19 protein-coding genes are annotated in these 23,994 nt (G+C 65.8%); 10 read left to right on the top strand and 9 right to left on the bottom strand.

Annotated features, from left to right (window positions below):
• Positions 1-16: 16 nt before the first annotated feature.
• The 3 genes from cobN to G3N59_RS25125 all read left to right on the top strand — a co-directional run bounded on the left by cobN (position 17) and on the right by G3N59_RS25125 (position 5,560).
• Positions 17-3,808: a cobaltochelatase subunit CobN gene (cobN, locus tag G3N59_RS25135; RefSeq protein WP_205985516.1), complete on the top strand. Its 3,792-nt coding sequence runs from the start codon at positions 17-19 to the stop codon at positions 3,806-3,808.
• A 13-nt stretch (positions 3,809-3,821) separates the two neighbouring features.
• Positions 3,822-4,895 carry an ATP-binding protein gene (locus tag G3N59_RS25130; protein WP_205985515.1) on the top strand — a complete coding sequence of 358 codons (1,074 nt, stop codon included), beginning with the start codon at positions 3,822-3,824 and terminating at the stop codon, positions 4,893-4,895.
• 98 nt (positions 4,896-4,993) lie between these two features.
• Positions 4,994-5,560, top strand: a complete 567-nt coding sequence (locus tag G3N59_RS25125; protein WP_346777928.1) for a VWA domain-containing protein — start codon at positions 4,994-4,996, stop codon at positions 5,558-5,560.
• Positions 5,561-5,569: 9 nt separating this feature from the next.
• Here G3N59_RS25125 and G3N59_RS25120 read toward each other — a convergent pair whose 3' ends face one another.
• The 5 genes from G3N59_RS25120 to cobG form a co-directional block, all read right to left on the bottom strand.
• A complete protein-coding gene (locus G3N59_RS25120) occupies positions 5,570-6,496 on the bottom strand; it encodes a flagellar brake protein (protein WP_205985514.1) in 927 nt (308 codons plus the stop codon).
• A 646-nt stretch (positions 6,497-7,142) separates the two neighbouring features.
• A complete protein-coding gene (cobJ, locus tag G3N59_RS25115) occupies positions 7,143-8,843 on the bottom strand; it encodes a precorrin-3B C(17)-methyltransferase (protein ID WP_205985513.1) in 1,701 nt (566 codons plus the stop codon).
• Entirely contained in the window at positions 8,831-9,562 is a 732-nt protein-coding gene (locus G3N59_RS25110) for a precorrin-2 C(20)-methyltransferase (protein WP_205985512.1), read from the bottom strand. The genes cobJ and G3N59_RS25110 overlap by 13 nt, the downstream gene beginning before the upstream one ends.
• Positions 9,563-10,189 carry a precorrin-8X methylmutase gene (locus G3N59_RS25105; protein ID WP_205985511.1) on the bottom strand — a complete coding sequence of 209 codons (627 nt, stop codon included), beginning with the start codon at positions 10,187-10,189 and terminating at the stop codon, positions 9,563-9,565.
• Entirely contained in the window at positions 10,189-11,613 is a 1,425-nt protein-coding gene (gene cobG, locus G3N59_RS25100) for a precorrin-3B synthase (protein WP_241024040.1), read from the bottom strand. Before cobG ends, G3N59_RS25105 begins: the two co-directional genes overlap by 1 nt.
• A gap of 213 nt (positions 11,614-11,826) precedes the next feature.
• Here cobG and cbiE point away from each other — a divergent pair, with 213 nt between their 5' ends.
• The 5 genes from cbiE (at position 11,827) to G3N59_RS25075 (ending at position 17,122) form a co-directional block, all read left to right on the top strand.
• Positions 11,827-13,074 (top strand): precorrin-6y C5,15-methyltransferase (decarboxylating) subunit CbiE, encoded by a 1,248-nt coding sequence (cbiE, locus tag G3N59_RS25095; RefSeq protein WP_205985509.1) that lies wholly within the window; start codon positions 11,827-11,829, stop codon positions 13,072-13,074.
• The gene (locus G3N59_RS25090) at positions 13,071-13,823 is read left to right on the top strand and encodes a cobalt-precorrin-6A reductase (RefSeq protein WP_205985508.1); all 753 of its coding nucleotides are present in this window, start codon (positions 13,071-13,073) and stop codon (positions 13,821-13,823) included. Before cbiE ends, G3N59_RS25090 begins: the two co-directional genes overlap by 4 nt.
• Positions 13,820-14,551: a precorrin-4 C(11)-methyltransferase gene (gene cobM / locus G3N59_RS25085; protein WP_205985507.1), complete on the top strand. Its 732-nt coding sequence runs from the start codon at positions 13,820-13,822 to the stop codon at positions 14,549-14,551. The genes G3N59_RS25090 and cobM overlap by 4 nt, the downstream gene beginning before the upstream one ends.
• A gap of 33 nt (positions 14,552-14,584) precedes the next feature.
• A complete protein-coding gene (locus G3N59_RS25080; RefSeq protein ID WP_205985506.1) occupies positions 14,585-15,460 on the top strand; it encodes a DUF5672 family protein in 876 nt (291 codons plus the stop codon).
• A gap of 204 nt (positions 15,461-15,664) precedes the next feature.
• On the top strand, positions 15,665-17,122 hold the full coding sequence (locus G3N59_RS25075) for a hypothetical protein (RefSeq protein WP_205985505.1): 1,458 nt from the start codon (positions 15,665-15,667) through the stop codon (positions 17,120-17,122).
• 36 nt (positions 17,123-17,158) lie between these two features.
• Here G3N59_RS25075 and G3N59_RS25070 read toward each other — a convergent pair whose 3' ends face one another.
• Together G3N59_RS25070 and G3N59_RS25065 are read right to left on the bottom strand one after the other, a co-directional pair.
• Positions 17,159-18,634, bottom strand: a complete 1,476-nt coding sequence (locus tag G3N59_RS25070; RefSeq protein WP_205985504.1) for a sodium:solute symporter — start codon at positions 18,632-18,634, stop codon at positions 17,159-17,161.
• Entirely contained in the window at positions 18,631-18,846 is a 216-nt protein-coding gene (locus G3N59_RS25065) for a DUF3311 domain-containing protein (RefSeq protein WP_205985503.1), read from the bottom strand. The genes G3N59_RS25070 and G3N59_RS25065 overlap by 4 nt, the downstream gene beginning before the upstream one ends.
• A gap of 318 nt (positions 18,847-19,164) precedes the next feature.
• Between G3N59_RS25065 and G3N59_RS25060 the strand changes: the two genes are divergently transcribed.
• Both G3N59_RS25060 and G3N59_RS25055 read left to right on the top strand, forming a co-directional pair.
• Entirely contained in the window at positions 19,165-19,845 is a 681-nt protein-coding gene (locus G3N59_RS25060) for a MarC family protein (protein ID WP_205985502.1), read from the top strand.
• Positions 19,846-19,893: 48 nt separating this feature from the next.
• Positions 19,894-20,727: a class II glutamine amidotransferase gene (locus G3N59_RS25055; RefSeq protein WP_205985501.1), complete on the top strand. Its 834-nt coding sequence runs from the start codon at positions 19,894-19,896 to the stop codon at positions 20,725-20,727.
• A gap of 43 nt (positions 20,728-20,770) precedes the next feature.
• Here the strand turns inward: G3N59_RS25055 and G3N59_RS25050 are convergent, their stop codons facing one another.
• On the bottom strand, positions 20,771-22,765 hold the full coding sequence (locus tag G3N59_RS25050; protein WP_205985500.1) for a PAS domain S-box protein: 1,995 nt from the start codon (positions 22,763-22,765) through the stop codon (positions 20,771-20,773).
• A gap of 93 nt (positions 22,766-22,858) precedes the next feature.
• Positions 22,859-23,869 carry a glycosyltransferase gene (locus G3N59_RS25045; protein WP_205985499.1) on the bottom strand — a complete coding sequence of 337 codons (1,011 nt, stop codon included), beginning with the start codon at positions 23,867-23,869 and terminating at the stop codon, positions 22,859-22,861.
• Positions 23,870-23,994 lie beyond the last annotated feature (125 nt).

Here is a 23,994-nt window from a genome sequence, read left to right as displayed (position 1 = left end):
CACTGACGGAACCGCCATGCATCTTTTGCGCACCACGCCAGGTGGTTTCGTCGACGACTCGCAGGGCGTCATTCGCATCGACCAGCAGCCCGCGGAAATCGTCGTGCTGAGTTCGGCCGATACGACGCTCGCGCTGCTGGCGAGCGTCGTGCCGCGCCTGCCTGCCGGTTTCCCGAGCGTGCGGCTCGCGAACGTGACGTATCTGCGCCAGCCCGCCTCGGTGGATTTTTACGTCGACGACGTGTTGCAGCACGCGAAGGTGGTCGTCGTCGATCATCTGGGCGGCGAAGCCTACTGGCCTTACGGCATCGAGCAGGTCACGACGCTCGCCGAGCAACGCGGCCAGACGCTGGCGATGTTTTCCGGCGATCTGCAGGAAGATCCGAACCTGATCGCCAAAAGCCGCGCGGAGCCCGAGTTCTGCCGGCTGCTCTGGCGTTATCTGCGCGAAGGCGGCGCGGCCAATGCCGAGGGTTTTCTGCGCGCGCTGGCGTGGCGTGCGTTCGGTTTTGGCGTCGAACCCGCGCCGCCGGTGGCGCTGCCCGCCGCATCGCTTTATCACCCGTCGCGCGACGTGGCGACCGTCGAGGACTGGCGCGCGCGCTGGCAAGCCGGCGCGCCGGTCGTCGCGATCCTGTTTTACAAGGCGCATTTGCAGGCCGCCAACACGGCTGCCTTCGATGCGCTGATCGACGCGCTGAGCGAGCGCGGATTGAATCCGCTGCCGCTCGCGATCACCTCGCTCAAGGACGCGATCAGCCGCGACGTGCTCGATCGCCTCGCCGCCGAGCACGACATCGCGCTGGTGCTGAACACCACGGCGTTTGCGGCGTCGTCGCTCGACGACCCGGAACCGCTCGCCATTGCAGGCGACGCGCCCGTGCTCCAGGTGATCCTGAGCGGCGGCAATCGCGACGACTGGGTCAAGGACAATCACGGCCTCAATTCGCGCGATATCGCCATGCATATCGCGCTGCCCGAAGTCGATGGCCGCGTGATCACGCGCGCGATCAGCTTCAAGGGCCTCGCGTATCACTGCAAGGACACGCAGGTCGATGTGGTGCGCTATCAGCCCGATGTCGAACGCGTGGCCTTCGTGGCCGAACTCGCGCGGCGCTGGTGCCGTCTGCGCACGGTGCCGAATGCGCAGAAAAAGCTCGCGCTGGTACTCGCCAACTATCCGATGAGCGAAGGGCGTATCGGCAATGGTGTGGGACTGGATACGCCGGCGTCGGTGGTGAACATTCTGCGCATGCTGCGCGACGAAGGTTATCGCGTCGCCGATCTGCCCGAGGACGGCGAAGCGCTCATGCACACGCTCACGCAGGGCGTGACCAACGATCCCGATACGCGCGCGCTGCGGCCCGCGTGGCAAAGTCTTGCGCTCGACGATTACCGCGCGCGCTTCGCGCAACTGCCGGTAGACGCGCAGAACGCGCTGATCGCGCGCTGGGGCGCGCCCGAGCAGGACCCGACGGTGCGGCGCGGGCGTTTCATGATCGCGGGCTGGCGCTGCGGCCAGGTGTTTGTCGGCATCCAGCCGTCGCGTTCGCGCGGCGACGACAGCTACGCGAACTATCACGACGCCGATCTCGTACCGCCGCACGCCTATCTGGCGTTTTACTTCTGGCTGCGCGAGAGCTTCGGCATCGATGCGATCGCGCACGTGGGCAAGCACGGCAACCTCGAATGGCTGCCGGGCAAGAGCGTGGCGCTGGCCGATACCTGCTGGCCCGACATGGCGCTCGGGCCGCTGCCGCATCTGTATCCGTTCATCGTCAACGATCCGGGCGAGGGCAGTCAGGCCAAGCGCCGTGCCCAGGCCGTGATCATCGATCATCTGATGCCGCCGCTCACGCGCGCGGAAAACTACGGGCCGCTGCAAGACCTCGAACGTCAGGTCGACGAGTATTACGAAGCCTTGATGGTCGACCCGCGCCGCGCGAAGCTGCTGCGCAAGACCATTCTCGCGACCATCATCGAGCACAAGCTGCACGAGGAACTGAGCGTGGCCGCGCCGCAGAACGAGCAGGGCGAAGACGAACTGCTCAATCGCGCCGATGCCTACCTGTGCGAGTTGAAGGAAGCGCAGATTCGCGACGGGCTGCATACCTTCGGCGAATCGCCGCAAGGCACGCAGCGTCGCGATACGCTGCTGGCGCTCGGGCGTTATGCGAGCGGTGACGGGCAGGGCGCGAACGCGGGTCTGATCGACGCGCTGGCGCGCGATTTCGGCATCGACCATCTGCTCGATGCCGCGACCGTCGACTGGGCCGCGCCATGGACGGGCGCGCGTCCTGCGCTGCTGACGCAGGCGATCGACGCGCCGTGGCGTCATGCGGGCGATACGCGCGAACGGCTCGAAGCGCTGGCGGCCGCGCTGCTCGCGCGGGCCTGTGACGAGGCGAACGCGCTAGATGAAATCGCTTCGACGCTGCCGCACGCGGCGCGCGTGATCGCGCGTCTGCGCGACGACGTACTGCCGCGCCTCGATGCCTGCGGGCACGAAGAATTGCGTCAGCTGCGCCGCGGTTTCGAAGGCCGTTTCGTGCCGCCGGGGCCTAGCGGTTCGCCTTCGCGCGGGCGGCCGGACGTGCTGCCCACGGGCCGCAACTTCTATTCGGTCGATACGCGCGCGGTGCCCACGCAGGCCGCGTGGTCGCTCGGTTTGAAATCGGCGCAGCAACTGATCGAGCGGCATTTGCAGGAGCACGGCGATTTTCCGCGTGCGATCGGTTTGTCGGTCTGGGGCACGGCCACCATGCGCACGGGCGGCGACGATATCGCCCAGGCGCTCGCGTTGATCGGCGCACGGCCGAAGTGGGCGGCGGGCAGCCAGCGCGTGATCGACTTCGAGATCATGCCGGTGGAGGCGCTCGATCGTCCGCGTATCGACGTGACGTTGCGCGTGTCGGGCTTCTTCCGCGACGCGTTCCCGAACGTCATGCATCTGTTCGACGCCGCCGTGCAGGCCGTGGCGGAACTCGACGAACCAGAGCATCTGAATCCGCTGCGCGCGCGTATCCAGCGCGAACGCGATGCCCTGATCGCCGAAGGCATGGAAGCGGGCGAAGCGCGCCGCCGCGCCGGCTGGCGCGTGTTCAGCGCAAAGCCCGGCGCGTATGGCGCGGGTCTGCAATCGATGATCGATCATCGGCAATGGCAGAGCGACGCCGATCTCGCGCTCGCCTATCAGGCGTGGGGCGGCTATGCCTACGCGCAGAAAAGCAGCGGCGACGACGCGCGCGACGCGTTCCGCAAGCGCCTCGCGTCCATCGACGTGATCCTGCAGAACCAGGACAATCGCGAGCACGACCTGCTCGACTCGAACGACTACTACCAGTTCCAGGGCGGTATGGCGGCGGCGGCGCGGCACTTCTCGCAGGCGCAGCCCACGCTTTATCACGCCGATCACAGCAACCCCGCCGCGCCGCGCATCCGGCCGCTGCACGAGGAGATCGCGCGCGTGATCCGCTCGCGCGTGGTCAATCCGAAGTGGATCGAAGGCGTGCAGCGTCACGGCTACAAGGGCGCGGCCGAAATGGCCGCGACCGTCGATTATCTGTTTGGCTATGACGCGACCGCGCGCGTGGTGGGCGACCATCAATACGCGCTGGTCGCCGATGCCTACGTGCACGATGACGCGACGCGCGCCTTCATGCAGCGCCACAATCCGCACGCCTTGCACGCGATCTGCGAACGGTTGATCGAAGCGATGCAGCGCGGCCTCTGGCAAGCGCCCGGCGAGCATCGCGAACGCATCGAACAGCGCCTGCTCGAAGTGGGCGAGCGTATGGAAGGTCGATAAGGATATCGAAGGAATGACCATGACTATCGCGGCGACGCGTCCGGCTTTTCCCTTCACCGCGCTGGTCGGCCAGGCGCCGTTGCAGCGCGCGCTGCTGCTGGCGGCCATCGATCCGGCGATCGGCGGCGTGCTGGTGAGCGGCCCGCGCGGCACCGCGAAATCGACGGCGGCGCGCGCGCTCGCCGCGCTGCTGCCCGATGGCGCGTTCGTCACGCTGCCGCTGGGCGCGAGCGAGGAAAAGCTGATCGGCACGCTTGATCTCGAAGCCGCGCTGCGCGAAAGCGCCGTGCGTTTTGCGCCGGGCCTGCTCGCGCGCGCGCACGACGGCGTGCTGTATGTCGATGAAGTGAACCTGCTGCCCGATGCGCTCGTCGACGCCTTGCTCGACGCCGCCGCCAGCGGCGTGAACACGGTCGAGCGCGACGGCGTCTCGCACACGCACGAAGCGCGTTTCGTGCTGGTGGGCACGATGAACCCGGAAGAGGGCGAACTGCGCCCGCAACTGCTGGACCGCTTCGGCCTGATGATCGAACTCGACAATCGCTACGACACGGCGGAGCGGCAGCGCATCGTCAAGGCGCGGCTTGCGTTCGATGCGAATCCGCCGGCGTTTTGCGCGGCGCACGAGGCCGCGCAGCACGAACTGGCGACGCGCATCGCGGCGGCGCGTGTGGCGCTCGATACGCTCGAATGGAGCGACGCCGTGCACGAACGCGCGGCGCAACGGTGCGTAGAAGCGGCGGTGGACGGCATGCGCGCCGATCTCGTGATGCTGCGCGCGGCGCGTGCGCTGGCGGCGTTCGAAGGCGCGGCGCGGATTACGCCCGAACACGTCGATCAGGTTGCCGATGCGGTGCTCGCGCATCGTCGGCGTGCCTTGCCGGATCAGCCGCAGGCAGGGCGCAACGAAGCGCCGCCGCAATCTCGCGACTCGCACGACTCGCGTGACTCGCGCGACGATAGACAAAGCACGCAGACGCAAAAGCCGCAGTCCGAAACAATCGCCGATTGGGGCGAGATGCCGCCCGAGCCGGTGGCCGCGAAAGCGGTGAAGGGCGTGATTCCGCTGCCCGCAAAAAAACGCTGACCCGTCGGGCAAGGGCCGCCGCCCAGGCACAGGGCGGCGCACGACGGCGAGAAGGCCCCGGACAGGCGCGAGCGCGTGTCTCAAGCGACGGCGCACGCATTGCCTGGCCGCCCACGCTGGCGGCCAAACGCGGTGCAGCGCTCGAGGCGCGACATCTGCGATACGCGCAGCGCAAGACCGGCAACGGCGTCTTGCATTGCTTCGTGCTGGATTGTTCGGCGTCGATGCTCGCGCACGATCAGCTTGCGCTTGCCAAAGGGCTGCTGATCGCGCTGTTCGACCGTGCGCGCAGCGAGCGCGTGGAAGTGGCCTTGATCTGCTTTGGCGGCGCACAGGCCGAATTGCGTTTCGGCCCTGCGGTGCCGCGCTGGTGGAACGAACGCTGGCTGGAGCCGATTGCGGGCGGCGGCGGCACGCCGCTCGAAGCGGGCATCGCGCGCGCCTCGCAACTGCTCGATGCGGCGGCGCGGCGCGACCCCGCGCGCGAACGCCACCTCTGGCTCTTTAGCGACGGGCGCACGACGCAGTGGCCGGCGCGCCCGCGCCACGCGGATCACATCACCGTGGTGGATTGCGAAGCGGCGGATGTGCGGCTGGGGCGCTGCCGGACGCTGGCGCAGGCGTGGCAGGGCGAGTGCATCGAGGCGGCGGCGTTGCCCGCTTGAAACCGCGTCCTAGCGCGAACCGCCGGTCCAGTACAGCACGTCGTCCTGACGATCGAACACGTAGACCTTCATCGCCATTTGATCGGCGGGCGAGAGGCTGTCGAGTTCGAGCCCGAGCGTGTGCAGCGGCTCGGCGCCCTCTTCCTGATGCACATTGCGCACGACGGCGCTCGTTTCGACGGTGGTATCGAGTTCGCCCGATTGCAGCCGGAACGCCACGCGCAGCCGTTCGCCGACCTTGGCGAGTGCCCACGGCGCGGCAATCGACAGCCCGAGCGCGCTGATGCCGCGCGCGAGTGCAACGCCCTGAAACCCCTCCGACTCCTCGCCGATACCGTAGCGCACGGGAAATTGCGCGCGCACGCGAATCGACTTGCGCTCGCGCAGCATGCGGATATTGGCGGGCTTCGAGAGCACGAGATAGCTGAGCGGCTGCTGATACAGCGCGTGGATGGTGCAGACGAAGCGGTAGACCGCATGACTGGCGATCGCGACGATTTCGACGTTTTCGCCGGGGGTGATGTCGATCGGGCGTCGGTCGACATAGGGAAGCGTGACGAAGATCGCTTCGTTGGGCGCGACGCCGATCAACTTGCACGGATGCATGGGCGCGCCGCTGGCGCCTTGCTGCGGACGCAGGCCCATGAGGGCGCCGATCGTCAGGTGCAGGTCGCGGACTGTGAGGGGCGCGTCTTCTGCTGCGGGCTTTTTGGGTTCGGATGCGGGGGCTTCGGTGTCGCCGCGGTGCGGCTTGAAGTGGCGGAACAGGAAGTCGCGTTCTAGCTCGCCTACCAGGGTTGCGCCGCTGTCGAGAAGGAGTGTGCCGTCGGCGTCGATCAGGGGCCAGGGGAGGGGCTCGCCTGGGGTGATGTCGGCTGCCGCTAGGGGGGCGGTCGCTGATTCTGTGGCTGCTGCTGCGGTGGCTGTCTCGGTCATCTGCGCGGTTCCTGCGAGGATGGGTTCACTGTGTTTACGGCGCGATGGGGGGGATTTTTAGGGGGGATATGCGGGGTGGGTTTTTTTGTGGGTTTTATTAGGGGGGTTGGCATTTCCTTGTTTTCGTGTCGGTCTATTAGCGTCGCCCCTGTGCGGGGCGGCACCTACTTTTCTTTGCAGCGGCAAAGAAAAGTAGGCAAAAGAAAGCCGCTCACACCGCCAGTGTGACGCAGTTGGCAAACAGCCGTTTAGGGGGAAAGGTATAGGAGCATCCGGTCCCCCGCGCCACCAAAGCTAGTGACAAGGCGCCCGCCCACCCGGGGGCGCTGCGCGCCCCGAGGGGCATAACCGCAAACCGAAGGTTTGCTGGTTTCACGGGCAAACCCAACCGTTGCGCGCGCAGCGAGCAACGGGATGTATGACGGCTTTGTCACTGGCTTTGAAGGCGCGAGATGCCGGATGCCCCTATACCATTCCCCGCGTAAGGCTGTTTGTGGACTGCGTCACATTGGCGGTGTGAGCGGCTTTCTTTTGCCTACTTTTCTTTGCCGCTGCAAAGAAAAGTAGGTGCCGCCCCGCACAGGGGCAACGCTAATAGACCGACACGACCCCAAGGAAATGCCAACACCCCAAGAAACGCCACCAATCAAACATCAACCCCATACCACCGAGGCGTATAAACCCACTCCCCATCACCACCACGCAAAAACCCCCGCGTAGCCGAAGACCCCACAATCACCATAGTCCGCATATCGACATCATCGGATCGAAGCGCACCAAGCGTAGTAGCCCGAAGCGTCTCCCCGGGCCGCCCGACATCGCGTCCGAGCACGACACGCGTCTCAGGCGTTCGCACAGCCCGCACAACCTCCAGCGCCCGATCGAGCTGCCAGGGCCTGGCCCGCGAAATCGGGTTATAGAAAGCCATAACCAGATCCGCGACCGCAGCATGATGCAAGCGCTTCTCGATCACCGCCCAAGGCTTGAGATTGTCCGACAGCGAGATCATGCAGAAGTCATGCCCCAGCGGCGCCCCAGCCTGCGCAGCCGTCGCCAGCGCCGCCGAAACACCCGGCACGATCCGCAGATCGACCTTGCGCCAGCGCTCATCCTCAGCGCCTTCGAGCGCCTCGAGCACCGCAGCGGCCATCGCAAACACCCCCGGATCACCCGACGACACCACCGCCACACGCCGCCCCTCGCAGGCCAGTTCGAACGCATGCCGCGCGCGCTGCAGCTCTTCGCGATTATCGGTAGGGTGCCGCACCTGCCCCGGCCGCAGCGGCCCGGCCATTTCCACATACGTGGCGTAACCGATGATATCGGTGGCTTCGTCGAGCGCGGCGCGCGCCATCGGCGTCATGAGATCGGCCCGGCCAGGCCCGAGACCCAGCACGGTCAGCCGTCCACGCGCCCGGCCAAGCGCGGCCACATCCAGCGGCTCATCGGCGATACCCAGCGCAATCCCATGCGCCGCCTCCACGCGCCGATGCGCCAGCGGCAACTTCAAACCATCGAGCAAGTCACCATCGACGAATCGCAACGGCACATTCAAAGCCGCCGCCGCCTGTTCGAACGCCACCTCGCCCATCCGCGCCACCGGCGCCACCAGCGCAGCCAGCGCCTGCTCCGCCACACCGGCTTCGCGCAGCGCCTCACGCACGTATTCGGCCAGCAGTTCGGGCGCATCGGCTGCCGCCGCCACCACCGAACGCGGATGAATCACCAGATGCTCAGGATTGCCGTCCCACGCCTGCGGACTCACGCGAATCGCGTGGCGCGCCGCGGCGTCGCGCGGCAGATCGACGTTGTCGAGCCAGGGCGCGTCGCCGTCGATGCGCGTGGCCTCGCCCGCCAGCAGATCCGACACGAAACGCTTGCCCTGCGCGAGACTCGCCAGCGCATAACCTTCCGGCGGATTCAGCAGGCAGGTGCCAAAGCGCAATTCGCCGCTTGTCGTGATCGCGGGTGCAATTCCCAGCGCCGCGCCGATTTCGCGCGCCATCACGTTCACGCCCGTCAGCCCGCCGAGCAGCGGCACCACGGCGCTGCCGTCTTCCGCGAGCGCGAGCACGGGCGGCTCGATGCCCTTGTTGGCCAGCAGCGGCGCCACGCAGCGAATCACGATACCCGCCGCGCACAGCGCGATGAGCGGCGTGCCGCGCCGATACAGTTCGCGCAGATGTTCGCCCAGTTCGCTGAACGCGATATCGCCTTGCGCGCGGTCCTGCAGCGCGTGAATCTGCGCGCCCGCATACAGCGCCTTGACGCGCTGCGCCGTGGCCAGCGCGCCTGGTCCCAGCACGATCACGGCCGGCGGCTGCAGCGCGGGATTCACGGTTGCCATTTTTCCCCCGGCACGACGAGCAGCGAAAAATACGGCGAAGCCATCGGATCGACATCGTCGAGCGGCACGATGCGCTGGTTCGACATCGTTGCGCGCTCAACATACAGCGCGCGATCGGCGAGACCGAGTTCGGTCAGCACGCGGCGCACTTTCTCGAAGTTTCGGCCGAGTTTCATGATGACGGCCGCGTCCGCATCGGCGAGACGGCGGCGCAGTTCGTCTTCGGGCAGCACGCCGGACAGCACCGAAAGGCTCTGGTTGCGGTAGACCAGCGGCACGCCCAGCACCGCCACGCCGCCGAGCATCGAGCACACGCCCGGCACGACTTCGGCTTCGTAACGCGCGGCCAGGCGGTCGTGCAGATACATGTACGAGCCGTAGAAGAACGGGTCGCCTTCGCAGATCACGGCCACGTCGCGGCCCGCGTCCAGATGGCGGGCGAGCACGTCGGCCGCGCCGTCGTAGAAGTCGGCGATGATCGCTTCGTACGAGAGCGGCGGTTCGAGCGCTTCGGTCGTTACCGGATAAACCAGCGGCAGTTGTTCCTGCTCCGGTTCCAGATGATCTTCGATGATGCCGAACGCGTTGCCTTTCTTGCCTTTGGCGACGAAATACGCCACCACGGGTGCGGCCTTGATCAGGCGCAGCGCCTTGAGCGTCAGCAGTTCAGGGTCGCCGGGGCCGACACCAATGCCATGCAGTCGTCCTTTACTGGACATTTATTCGATCTCCGAAGCCAATGCGTTGACAGCGGCGGCGGCCATCGCGCTGCCGCCGCGCCGTCCGTGTACGACCACGTAAGGCACGTCGATGCGGGCGCTCGCGAGCAGCGCCTTCGATTCGGCGGCGCCCACGAAACCCACCGGCATGCCGAGGATCAGCGCGGGACGCGGCGCGCCCGCTTCGATCATGTCGATGAGGTGAAACAGCGCCGTAGGCGCATTGCCGATCGCGACCACGCTGCCTTCCAGATGCGGGCGCCAGAGTTCGAGCGCGGCCGCCGAGCGCGTATTGCCGAGTTCGCGCGCGAGCGTGGGCACCGCGGGATCGTCGAGCGTGCAGACGACCGTGTTGTTGGCCGGCAGACGCGCGCGCGTGATGCCGAAGGCGACCATTTTCGCGTCGCAGAGAATGGGTGCGCCGCTGGCCAGCGCTGCGCGGCCGGCTGCGCCCGCGCCCGGCGAAAAGGCCAGGTCGGCGACGACATCGACCATGCCGCAGGCGTGAATCACGCGCACGGCGAGTTTTTCGAGGTCGGCGGGAATGTGCGCGAGATCGGCTTCGGCGCGGATCGTCGCGAAGGACTCGCGATAGATCGCCTGGCCGTCGCGGATGTAATCAGACATCAGGAATGCTCCGGGGCGCGCTGCGCATGCGGTTGCATCGAAAGGTGTTCGAGCAGTTGCGCAGCGGCTTCGATCGTCAGGTGGCGCGCGACACGGCGGCCGAATGGGGCCGCGTCGCGCTCTTCAATGTTTTCGCTGCTGTTTTGGGCGACGCTTTCGTCGATGTCTTCGTAAACGTCGTAAGCGCCGGGCGCGACCGCCAGCAGCGTGAACGGCGCGCGATGGGCGGCGGCGCAGGAGCGCTCGCAACCGCTCAGGTGCACGTGGATTTTCGGCGGCAGGTGTGCGGCCAGCAAAAGCGCATCGGCTTTGGTATCGGCGCGACTTTTGGCGCAGCCCGTCGAACCCGTGCAGGCGATCGTGCGGGCGAGCGGATGCGCGGCATCGGTTATCAGGCCGAGCGCGTGCAGCGCGGCGATCACTGCCGGCATGGCGTCGTTTGCCACGTGCGGCAAGATCGCGCCTTGCCATGGCGTGATGCGCAACGTGCCGTCGCCATGCGTTTGCGCGAGCGCGGCGAGGCCGCGCAGCGTCGCGGCATCGAGGCGCGCGAGCGGCGGCTGGCAGCCCACGTAGCCGGTCCGATCGTTCAGCCTGTGCGCGCCAAGCCGCAAACCGGTATCGACTTTGCTGCGTTGCCAGCCGCTTGCCGTTTCGTTCGCGATGTCGATCGACGCATGACGCAGCGCCTGTTTCAGCACCGCTTGCAGGCCGTGCGCGGCGACCACTTCGCGCATGCGCAACTGGCCGGGCCCGGCGAGATCGAGGAATGCGTGCAGCAGCGCGCGGATCAACGGCGTCGCCTGCGCTGCGGCAATCGAGCCGAAAGCGCCATCGCCGGGACATCCGGCGAGGCCGAACATGAAACGCGCGCCGCCTTCATGCGCGGTCGCAGCCAGCCAGATATCGTGCGGATGATCGAGCGCGGCCAGCGCTTCGCCGCCATCGATCAGCAGCGCGAACTTCGGCGAAAGTGCCGCGAAACGCGGCTCGTTTTGCAGCATCGCGACGATGGGCGCGGCGAGCGTGGTCGTATCGAGCAGCGCGGCGGGGTCGAGTCCGGCGAGCGGCGCGAGCATCAGGTTGCGCAATTCGTCGGCGGTGCAGAGATCGGCGCTTGCCGATGCCGATGGGCCGAGGCCGCCTGCCACGAGCGCTTCGCTCAGCGCCGCTTCGCTGCCCGCCCGGATGCCGCGCACCTGCAGGTTGGCGCGATTCGTGAGTTCGAGCGTGCCGCTGGCGTGCGCGAGTGCGGCTTGCGCGATCGCTTCGGCCTGCGCGGCCGTGAGCAGGCCGCCCGGCAGACGCACGCGGCAGAGCCCGCCGTCGTGCGTGGCGACGACGCGCACCAGCCCCGGGCACGCCGAACGGCGGGCCGCGGCCCATGCAGCAGGGGACGAAGCGGGCTTCGAGTCGTGATTCAAGGGGCACCGTGGATGAGTCGCGCGGTCGTTTGACCTTGCCGGCGTGGCGGCACGGCTTTGGCGCGCGCTGGCTGAATCGGCGGTGGGCCGGAAATTCGAGGGAAATTCGCGGATTTCAGGCCCGTGAGGCGCCAGCGGAAGCGGTATTATGCCCGTTTTCCAGCGCGATTCGCCAATCCGGGCGGGCCGCGCGCAACGCATGACGGAGCGTGAATGCAGGGCAGGCGAGCGTGGCTGACGGTGATCGGCATCGGCGAGGACGGATACGAGGGCCTCGGGCGCGAGGCGCGCCGCGCGCTGTTCGCGGCGACGGTCGTGACGGGCGGCGCGCGTCATCTGGCGATGCTGCCCGCCCGCGTGCGCGCGCGCCGCGAAGCGTGGCCGCAGCCGTTCAGCGTCGAGCCTTTGCTGAAGCTGCGAGATGCGCAGTCGTCGTCGCCGTTTTCCGTGTGCGTGCTGGCAAGCGGCGATCCGATGTTCTACGGCGTGGGCGCGACGCTCGCACGCCAGCTTCCGGCCGAGGACATGTGCGTGCTGCCCGCGCCTTCGTCGCTGTCGCTGGCGGCCGCGCGGCTGGGCTGGGCCTTGCAGGAGACGGCGGTGGCCTCGCTGGTCGGCAGGCCGCTCGATGCGCTGCGGCGTCATCTGTTCGCGGGCGCTCGCGTGCTGGCCTTGAGCGCCGATGGGCGCACGCCCCAGGCCATCGCCGCGCTGCTTGCGCAGCAGGGTTATGGCGCGACGCGTGTGGTCGTGTTCGAGCATCTGGGCGGCGCGCAGGAGCGTCGTATCGATGGCCGCGCCGATGCGTGGGCAAACGGCGCAATCGTCGATGAAGTCGCGGCGCTCAATCTGGTGGCCTTCGAATGCGTTGCCGCCGGAGATAGGCCCGCGCAGCCCTGGACGCTCACGCCAGGCCTGCCCGACGAGGCCTATCAGCACGACGGCCAGATCACCAAACGCGACGTGCGCGCGCTCACGCTCGCGCGTCTCGCGCCGACGCCCGGCGCCTTGCTCTGGGACGTGGGCGGCGGCAGCGGTTCGATCGGCATCGAATGGATGCGATCGCATCCCGCCTGCCGGGCGATCGCGATCGAATCGAACAGCGAGCGGCAACGCAATATCGAACACAATCGCCAGGCGCTGGGCGTGCCGGCGCTGCAACTCGTCGCGGGGCGCGCGCCGGATGCGCTGGCCGGTCTCGCCACGCCGGATGCCGTGTTCATCGGCGGCGGCGTGACGGTGCCGGGCGTGCTCGAAACCTGCTGGGAGCGCCTCGCACCGGGCGGCCGCCTGGTGGCGAACGCGGTGACCGTGCAAACCGAAATCGCGCTGGTGAACTGGCGCGCGCAACATGGTGGCACGCTTACGCGCATCGGCATCGGCGAAGCGGAGCCTTTGGGGCGCTTCGACACCTGGCGTCAAGCGCTGCCCGTCACGCTCTATGAAGCGATCAAGCCATGAGCGCGCGCGTCTTGCTGCTCGGCGGCACGGGCGACGCGCTGCGCATTGCGCGCGCGCTCGACAGCGCGCATGTCTACAGCCTCGCGGGCCTCGGGCGCGTGCCCGCCGATTTGCATTGCACCGTGCGGGTGGGCGGCTTTGGCGGTGCGCCGGGCCTCGCGCGTTATCTCGCCGATGAGAAAATCGGCCTCGTGCTCGACGCCACGCATCCTTACGCGGCGCAGATCAGCGCGAATGCTGCGAACGCTTGCGAGCAGACGCAGGTGCCGTACTGGGCGCTGCGCCGCGCGCCGTGGCAGCCGCATCCCGGCGACGACTGGCGCATGGTGGATGGCTGGAGCGGCGTGACCGGCGCGATCGCTTCTTATGAGCGCGTGCTGTTCACGCTGGGGCGCGAGCCGCTCGCGCATCTGGACGAAGTGCCGACGCATCAGCACTGGACCGTGCGTTGCCTCGATCCGCATCCCGGCCATGCGCGCGCGCAGGTGATCGACGCGCGCGGGCCTTTCACGCACGAAGGCGAGCGCGCGCTGTTCGAATCAGGACGCTACGACGTGATCGTCAGCAAGAACAGCGGCGGTGCGGCCACGGAAGCGAAACTCGCCGTCGCGCGGGAAATGAAGTTGCCCGTGGTGATGGTGCGGCGGCCCGCACTGCCGCCGGCGCTGCGCGAATTCGAATCGGTGCAGGACGCACTGGATGCCTTGCACGCGCTCGCGAATCTCAAACATCGGAATATCGACGCATGACTGTTTTCTTCATTGGCGCAGGCCCCGGCGACCCGGAACTGATCACCGTAAAAGGCCAGCGTCTCGTGCGCACTTGCCCCGTCATTCTTTACGCGGGTTCGCTCGTGCCGACTGCGGTGCTCGAAGGCTATCGCGCACATCAGGTCGTGGATACCGCGCCGTTGACGCTCGATGAAATCGTCGCGTTGCTGGAAAACGCGCATCGCGCCGGGCACGACGTTGCGCGCGTGCATTCCGGCGATCCTTCGCTTTACGGCGCGATTGGCGAGCAGATTCGTCGCTTGCGTGAGCTTGGGATTCCTTATGAAATCGTGCCGGGCGTGACGGCGACGGCAGCCTGCGCCGCGACACTCGGCAACGAACTCACGCTGCCCGGCATTTCGCAGACGCTGATCCTGACACGTTTTGCCACCAAAACCTCGATGCCCGAAGGCGAGGCATTGGGCGATCTCGCGCGTCATCGCGCGACCATGGCGATTCATCTGGGCGTGCGCCATATCGCGCGTATCGTCGATGAACTGCGCCCGCATTACGGCGACGATTGCCCCGTGGCCGTGGTGTATCGTGCAAGCTGGCCCGACGAAGAACGCGTCACGGGAACGCTTGCGGATATCGCCGCAAAAGTCCAGGCAACGGATATCGAACGCACGGCGCTGATCCTCGTGGGGCGCGTGCTGGGCGCGGAAGGTTTCGCGGATTCGACCTTGTATGGTGTGGGCAAGCGGTAGACTGGCGGCCTTTGAAATTCGAGGAGGCAAACCATGCGTGACGAAGACTCAAAGTTTGCTAATCAAATTCCGAATCTGAGCGACGTCACGCTCTGCGCCGTCGATACCGTCAATCCAGATCTCGCCGCGCGTGCGCTCGACATAACGCTGTCCCAGTGCCAGTTCGCCGATGCGATGTTGATTACGCACGCCACCGTGCCCACGCGCGCGCGCATCGTGCCGATCGAACCCATCGCATCGCTGGCCGCCTATTCCCATTTCATGCTCAAGCGCCTGGCCGATCACATCGCCACGCCCTGGGTTCTGGTGGTGCAATGGGATGGCTTTGTCACCGATGCGTCCCAGTGGCGCCGCGATTTCCTTCAATACGACTACATCGGCGCGCGCTGGCCGAATGCGGATACCGGTAAGGACATTGGCAACGGCGGCTTTTCGCTGCGCTCCGCGAAACTGCTCAAGACGCTGGCCAGCGACCGGTTTGTAATCGAAAGCGATGTTGGCGAAGACGTGCTGATTGGCAGCACCTGGCGATCGGCGCTCGAAACCGACTTCGGCATTCGCTTTGCGCCCGCTGGAATCGCGGATCAATTCGCCTATGAATACGCGCTGCCACGCCAGCCGACTTTCGGCTTTCACGGCGTCTTCAATATGTGGCGGCATGTCGAAGATCGCGCGATGTTTGAAATCATCGATGCGCTGGATATCCAGACGCTGGCGTCGCCGCGCGGCGTTGCGCTGTTGAAAAATTATTGCGATCTGCGCAAGTTCAACTGCGTGCGCGCCATGTACCGGCGCTACCGCGAATACCTGAGCGTGGCGGACGTCGCCCACGCGTTCGTGCACAACGGATTGAGCGACGAAGCCGCGCGCAATTACGTGACGCTATGCGAAGCGAGCCTGGCGAATTGATTTTCAGATGATGCGCCGCAACGCTTTGCGACATTTTGCCCAGCCAGCAGCCAGAATCGAATTCATTCGAACGTTTTGAGATATGCGTTTGACTATCATCGCTTTCCGTAACGAGTCTTGACTCAAGGCTGTACGGCGCGAATGCGATAGAAACAGCGCAGCGCGATGGACCGCTTTGAGCCTTTCCGCTTGAACGGTCCGATCATGTCCACATCGCCCATCCATCTTTGCATCATCCAGCCGGACAGCAATGTCCAGTTTTTAGGCTTTCTCGACCAGGCGCGTTTCTTTCGATATCAATTCCGGCGTCTGGGCGCCGAGGTGACGATCGGCAAGAATCGTCTGCGGCATGACGCGATCAATGTCGTTTTCGGCGCTCATGCCGGTTTCGATGCCGATCTGAAGCGGCGATATCGCTGCGTATTCGTGAACCTCGAGCAACTGGGCGAGAACGGCGCAACGGTTTCGCCCGATTATTTGCGCCTGCTGTCCACTTCGGCCGTGATCGATTACGACGAACGCAACATTGCGGCCTATGGCGCGGGCGCTCCGGTGTCGATCGTTTCGTTTGCTCACGCACCTTATCTTTGTTCCGAAGCGGCTATGCCGATCGAACAGCGGCCCGTCGACGTGCTGTTCTTCGGCAGCCTGAACGAGCGGCGGCTGGCGCTATTGCGAGAGATCGAAGCGGCGGGCTGCAAAGTCAGCGTATTGCCGTTTGGTATTTTCGGCCCGGAGCGCGACGAAGTCGTGCGTCAGGCAAAGGCCGTTTTCAACTGCCACTACTACGAAAGCGCGCGTTTCGAACAGGCGCGGGTTTTTCAATGTCTGTCGCTGGGCACGCCGGTTATCAGCGAGCGCACGCCGACAACCGAAGCGCCGTCGCAATTCGAAGACAGTGTTTTCTGGGTCGATGCGGCGAATGTCCGCTCGTTCTTCGCAGGCGATTTTCGCGCGGCGTCATTCGCGGATGCCGCTCGCGAGCGTTTGAATGCGTTTGCGGCACACGATGTACTCGCTCAATACGCTGCCGCGCTGGACCATGCGCAACAGTACTTCGCGACTCAGGCGATTTCCACGGCGCGCTGGCAGCCGGAGCGTCTGCAGATCGGATCGGGCAGGGATTACATGCCGGGCTGGCTCAATCTGGACATTCTGGCGCGCGCCGAACCCGACGTTCTACTCGACCTTTCCGCACCGCTTGACTTGCCGTTGCAACTCGAAAGCGGCCTCGCGGGCCCGGTCGAACTGAAAGCGGATTCGGTGGGTTTTATCTACGCGAATAACGTGCTGGAACACGTCGGCGATCTCACGCAGATGATGAGCAACTGTTTGCGTCTGCTGAAAATGGACGGCCAGATGCTGGTGGAAGTGCCTTACGAAAAAGCGCCGTCCGCGTGGCAAGACCCCACGCACGTGCGCGCGTTCAACGAGCATTCGTGGATCTATTACGCCGACTGGTTCTGGTATCTCGGCTGGTTCGAAACGCGCTTCGCGATCGTCGAACAGGTGTATCTGGACGGCCAGCACGCGAACACCACGCTGGAGCACGCGCATTTCATGCGTGTGCGTCTGCAGAAAGTGCCGACTACCGCGCTGGAGCGCAGTCAGGCACGCGCAAAGCGGGCCGATTTCGGCGGTATTCCCGAAGACCGGATCTAAAGCGAAAGGGGCCAACCAGGTTGGCCCCGCTTCGATTCAATGCGCGCCCGCGTGTTTGTGATCGGCATGTGTATGCGGTTGCGTCACCACGCTCACGGCCGCCAGCACGACGATATTCACGCCCAGTGCAAGAAAGCCGATATTGATGTCCTTGAGCGCATCCGGCGCAAAAGGAATCAGCTGCGCGACACTCACATGCAGCACGGTCGTGAGCACGACCACCAGCACGCCCGCCAGAATTCCGCAGAACGCGCCTTGTTTCGTCACGCGATTGCGCGGCGCCAGGCTGCAAACCAGCGCGGGAAACAACTGCGTCACGAAGTTATAGCCCATCAGCAATAGCGCCACGATGGTCTCGCCGCCGTTGAGCGTGAAGCCCACCGCCACCAGCGCGATGACCGGCACGAAGAAGCGCGCGAGTGTCGCCACGCGGGCGTCGTCGGCCTGTTTCATCATTGCGCCGCGATAGACGTCGTTGGCGATCAGCGTCGATGCCGTGGTCAGGATCATCGATCCCGGCACGAGGGCCGTGAGCACACCGGCCGCGCCGATCACGCCCACGAACCACGGATCGAAAGTCTGCAACGCCAGCTTGAAGAGCGAGAGATCGATCGCGCCGCCCTTGAGGCCCGGCACCTTGAGCACGGCCGCGAAGCCGCAAAAGAATACGAACAGCAGAATCAGCTGATAGAGCGGCAGAATCGCGGCATTGCGGCGGAAAATGCGTTCGTCCTTCGCCGTATACACCGAGCCGAACGTATGCGGCCACATGAAAAAGCCCAGCGCCGTCAGCAGCACGGTGGACTGGAACCACGTCACGCTCTGGCCTTTGGCGGGGAAGGTGAGGAAGCCGGGCTTGGCCGCGTCGATCGCGCGGAACATCTCGGCCATGCTGCCGTAATGATGGATCGGCAGATAAATGCCCAGAAAAATGGCGATGGCGAGAATCATCGTGTCTTTCACGACTGAATTCCACGCGCAGCCGCGCACGCCCGAGACGATCACATAAGCCGTCACCACGACCGCGCCGATCCAGATGGCGGCCGTCGACGAAACCGCGCCATACGACGCCGTCGTCACGATAATGCCCAGGCCCTTGAATTGCAGCACCAGATACGGCACGAGCGCGAGCACGCCCACGCAGGCCACCAGCACGCCAAGCGCGGGACTGTTGTATTTGCGCGCGAAAAAGTGCGGTTGCGACATCAGCCGGTGCTGCTTGGCGAAACGCCAGATGGGCGGCAGCATCCAGTACGAGAGGATGTAGGCGAGGGTGGCGTAAGCGAGGATGTAGTAGACCGGCGCGCCCTTGCCGTAGGCAAAACCGCTGCCGCCGAGGAACGTGAAGGTGGTGTAGATCTCGCCCGCCATCAGCAGGAAAACGAAGGCCGTGCCGAAACTGCGTCCGCCCACCGACCACTGTTCGAGACTCATATCGTGCCCGCGCCGCGCACGCACGCCCAGAAATAGCGCGACGAGCGTGACCGCCGCGATGATGATCAGCGCGCTCATGGTCGCACCTCGGCTTGCGTTTCGCCTGCAGTGCGATTGACCGGATCGAGGCGATACACGATCGCCATGATCACGGAGGTGAGCACCACCCACATGACGATCCACGCCAGCACCAGCGGCATGCCGAGCACGAGCGGCTCGGTGTGATTGACGAACGGCACGCCTAGCAGAATGCCGATGAAGGGTAGCGCTGCGAGCAACCTCAGTGACATGGCAACTCCTTTGTGCAAAAGGGGAACGTCGCGACCGGGTTCAATCGGTCCACTCTATGCCCGTGAACGCACCCCGTAAAGCCGCCAAAAATCCCAGGTTAGCGATCCTTTTAACCGGCGTTTTCATGGTGCAGCGCGTCACCAGCAAGCAGATTTCGTGCGCGCGCCGTCGCGATAGCGCACCGGCAGGGCACGCCGCACGCCGATCCAGTTACACTTCACGCACCCCGGCGGCACGCGTTGATCTGTGCAGCGCAGAAGTCGCGCGCCGCTCCAGTGACGACTTGCAGCACTCGCCCCGTTTTTCGGATCGCCTTCATGATCGAGAGCCTGATTTCAGACATTCTGTTCGGTTTCACCGGACTGATCAGCATCATCAACCCCATCGGCATCGCCTTTGTCTTTCTCGATCGCACGGCCACGCTCACCGACGAAGAGCGCCGCCTGCTCGCCAAACGCGTCGCCACCAATGCAGGTTTCGTGCTGCTCGCGGCGTTTTTTGTCGGCACGCCGATCCTGCATTTCTTCGGTATTTCGATGGAAGCGTTGCGTATCGGCGGCGGTCTTGCCGTGGCCGTGAGCGGCTGGCAGATGCTCAACGCGCCCGAGCCGGAACCGCCCGCCGCGAGCGACCCGGCGGTCAAGCCGGTCAGTTCGTGGTCGGCGAGCGGCAAGGCTTTCTTTCCGCTGACGGTGCCGCTCACCACCGGTCCCGGTTCGATCGCCACGGCCATCGCGCTGAACGCGAACCGTACGCACAAACTCTCGGCGTGGCTGCTGTCGAGCATCGCTTCGGTGGTGATTTCGCTGCTCGTCGTGCTGGTGATTTACTACGTCTACAGCCGCGCCGCGCGTCTCGCGCATTACCTGGGCGTGGAGGGCACGCGCGTGGCCATGCGCGTGTCGTCGTTCCTGTTGCTGTGTATCGGTGTGCAGATCATCTTGACCGGCCTGACCGGCTTTCTTACGCCGATTGCCGGGCTGCACGCAGCGAACTGACCGGCGCGCGGACGCGGCCGGCCGTCAATCTCATCGATGGAGACAACGATGTGCCGCTGGCTTGCTTACACGGGTAATCCGATTTCGCTCGAAGCCGTGCTGTTTCGCGCGCGCCATTCGCTGATCGACCAGAGCCTGCATTCGACGCTCGGCGCGACCACCACGAACGGCGACGGTTTCGGCATCGGCTGGTATCAGAATCCGCACGATATTCCGTACCGCTATCGCAGCGTGCATCCGGCATGGAACGACCGCAATCTGCGCGAACTGGCGCGCGCCGTGCATGCGCCGATGTTCGTCGCGCACGTGCGCGCCGCCACCAACACGCCGGTGCAGGAGACCAATTGCCATCCGTTCCGGCATCGGCGCTGGATGTTTGCTCACAATGGTTTGATTCACAGTTTTCCGCTCGTGCGGCGCGAATTGCTGCTGGCGATCGATCCGGGCCGCTTCAATGCGCTCGAAGGATCGACCGATTCCGAAGTGATGTTCTATCTGGCGATGACCTTCGGGCTCGAACTCGATCCCGTGCTGGCGCTCGAACGCATGGCCGGTTTTGTCGAGGCGGTCGCGAAGAATCACGGTATCGAGCCGGCGCTCAACATGACGGTGTTCGCCAGCGACGGCGAGCAGATCGTGGCCGTGCGTTATTCGAGCGAGCGTAATTCCCGCTCGCTCTTTCACAGCACCTCGTTCAAGCATCTGCGCGAGTTGTATCCCGACGATCCGCGCATTGCGGCGGTGGGCGAGGATGCCTATCTGCTGGTGTCCGAGCCGATCGTCGATCTGCCGGAAGCGTGGGCCGAAGTGCCCGAATCCACCGCGATTCTGGTGCGCGGGCCGGAGATCGAGTATCGGGATTTCGTGCCGGTGATGCCGTAAGGCATGCTGTCAAGCGCACGCTCAGCGCAGATTCAGCACAGATTCAGCGCGGCAGTGTCACCCAGCCCACACGCGCCGCGCGCCGCGCGGCCGCGCGTGCGAGCACTTCGTCGAACAGCGTGACATCCACCGGCTTGACGAGGTGCATTTCGAAGCCCGCCGCGCGCGTGAGTTCGATATCGGCGGCCTGGCCGAAGCCCGTCATCGCCGCGAACAGCGTGTGTCCGAGCGCCTCCAGCGTGCGCAGGTCACGCAGCGCGGCGTAACCGTCGATCTCGGGCATGGCGATGTCGATCAGCGCGGCGTCGGGCGTGAAGCGCTCGGCCAATTCGCGCGCCTGGATCGCGCTATAGGCCACGCGCACGTCATGGCCTTTCAGTTCGAGCAGCATCGCGAGGCTATCGGCGGAATCGCGGTTGTCGTCCACTACCAGCACACGCAGCGGCAGCGATTCGTCGTGCATGAGCACCGGCTGGCCCACCGTGCTGATCAGTCCTTCGGCGGGCAGATCGGCGTGTGTGGCGCTGGTGCGTTCGAGCGGCAGACGGATCGTGAAGGTGCTGCCCGCGTCGATCCCCGCGCTGGTCGCGGAAATCGTGCCGCCGTGCAGTTCGACCAGCGAGCGGCACAGCATCAGGCCGATACCCAGACCGTTTTCGACCGGACCCGGCATCGATCGATCCTGGCTGAACAGGCCAAAAATCGTTTCGAAGGATTCCGGGCGCAGGCCGCGTCCTTCGTCGCGCACCTGGATCTGCACGCCGCGCCCGGCCGTCTGCACTTCGACGCTAATGCGGCTCTGCGGCGGCGAAAACTTCGAGGCGTTGTGCAGCAGGTTCTGCAAAACCTGCACGAGTCGCGTGTGATCGCCGGTCATCGGCAGCGGCGCGGCGGGCAGCAGCGCTTCCACGCGCTGGCCGCGCGCGGCGGTGAAGGGCTGCGCCGCTTCGAGCGCATCCTTGACCACTTCGCGCAGATCGATCGGCGCTTCGCGCAGTTCGATCTTGCCCGAGGTGATGCGGCCCACGTCGAGCAGATCGTCGACAAGGCGCGTGAGATGGACGATCTGGCGATCGATCAGGTCGCGTGCGCGCTCGATTTCGGGGCTTTGCGCCGTCATCAGACGCATCGTGGCGACGGCGTTGCGCACCGGCGCGAGCGGGTTGCGCAGTTCGTGCGCGAGCATGGCGAGGAACTGCTTCATCTGCTCGCTCGAATGCTCGAGTTCGTCGGTGCGACGGCTTTCGGTCATGTCGCGCGTGACCTTGGCGAAGCCGGTCAGGCGGCCGTGCGCGTCGTGAACCGCCGTGAGCGTGACGTTGGCCCAGAACATCGAACCGTCCTTGCGCACGCGCCAGCCTTCGTTGACGCAGCGGCCCAGTTCGGCGGCGCGGCGTAATTCACGGCCGGGCGCGTCGGCGGCGATGTCATCGGCGGGATAAAACACCGAAAAATGCTGGCCGATGATTTCGGCGGGCCGGTAGCCCTTGAGGTTGGTCGCGCCGCTATTCCAGCTCACCACGCGGCCCTGGGCGTCGAGCATGAAGATCGCGTAATCGCTGACGCTTTCCACCAGCAGGCGAAAGCGTTCCTCCGAGAGACGCAGCGCTTCCACCTGACGGCGTTCCGCCGTGAGATCGCGCGTGATCTTGGCGAAACCGGCGAGCGAGCCGTCGTGCTCGCGCAGCGCCGTAATCACCACATTGGCCCAGAACATCGAGCCGTCCTTGCGCACGCGCCAGCCTTCGTCGTTGAAGCGGCCATGCAGGGCGGCCTGCTCCAGCTCGTGCTCGGGCCAGCGGCGGGCGTTGGCTTCGTCGGTATAGAAACGGGAAAAATGCTGGCCGATGATTTCGTGCGCTTCGAAGCCCTTGATGCGGGCCGCGCCCCGGTTCCAGCTCACCACATGGCCACGCGGGTCGAGCAGAAAGATCGCGTAATCCTCGATGGGCTGCACGAGCGCTTCGAAGCGGCGTCCGCTATGGCCTTCGGCGGACAGGCCGGCATCGGGTGGCAACGAGGAATCGGGCGTCGTCATGGTCCTTCGTAATCGGGAAAGAGCACAAGGAGCACAAGTGACGGCCGTGCGCCATCGCCTGTTACTGTCACTTACACTTTGGCGCCGCGCAGCTTACCACGCGCGTTGTCCGGCGCGGTCGTACTTTTCGGCCATGGCGGGTATGCCGGCGCGCACCAGACGCTCGGCGCGGCGCACTTGCCGCAAGAGCAGCACGACATGTGCCGGGGCCACGCGGCGGCGGCGCCAGGTCCAGAATGCGCCGCGAAACAGCGCGAAGCCGGCCGGGCCGAGCGAGCGCTGGCGCGCGAACACCACCAGCGCGCGGCCGGTGGCGGCGAGCGCATCGCGCATCGGCAGGCGCATCCACGCGACCCACGCGGCATTGCGCGCGTGCGTGCAGTGCTGCGCGCGCGTGAGCCAGCGGTAGAGCGGTTCGCGGTGCGCGAGCGCCGATTCGCAATAGACGATCGCATGGCCGGCGGCGAGTACGTCGAGCGCCGCGAGTTCTTCCGCGCCGCCGTGCGAGAGCCGTTCTTCGTAGCCGCCGAGCGCGCGGAACACCGCGGTGCGGAAGATGCAGGCGCCCGGCATATAGCTCGCGAGCGCCGGGCCGGGCAAATCGTCGTCGCCGGGCGAGGTGGCGTTGAGCATCAGGCAGGCCGGGTGGATTTCGCGTTCGTCGTGGCCGACCACGCGCGCATTGAGCACGCCCACCTGCGGATGTTCGTCGAGCCAGAGCGTCGCGCAGGCGAGCGCGCCGGGCGCGAACCAGGTGCTGTCGTCGCAGCAGGCGACATATTCGGTGGGGGCGAGCGTGACGGCGCGATTGAAGCCCGCCATGCCGCGATCGCCCAGACACTGGACGATACGCACCTGCGGAAACAGCGAGGCCAGCAGGCCGACGGTGGAATCGGACGAGCCGTTATCCGCGACGATCACATGGGGACGTTCGGGCAAGGCGGTCAGGCGCGCGACCGTATCGACGGTCTGGCGCACGTGATTGCGCGTGAGCACGACGACCGTGATGCGCGGGCCGGCTGAGGAGTCGTGTCTGGGGCCCGCGTGGGGTTGCGGGGCACTGGGGGCGCCGGGGGCGCCAGGAGCGGGAGCGGAGGCGTTCATCGCGGTTCCATCTTCCATCGCGTTGCGCACGGCCCAAGCCGGCGTACAGCATGCAGATCGCTCTGCGGAGGGGTTCAAGCGGGTACGTTCGAGCATACGCCGATGCGAGGCGGCTTGCACCACGC

Source organism: Paraburkholderia sp. Ac-20340 (assembly GCF_017104965.1).
Classification (GTDB): Bacteria; Pseudomonadota; Gammaproteobacteria; order Burkholderiales; family Burkholderiaceae; genus Paraburkholderia.
This window is presented reverse-complemented; position numbering and strand designations above follow the sequence as displayed.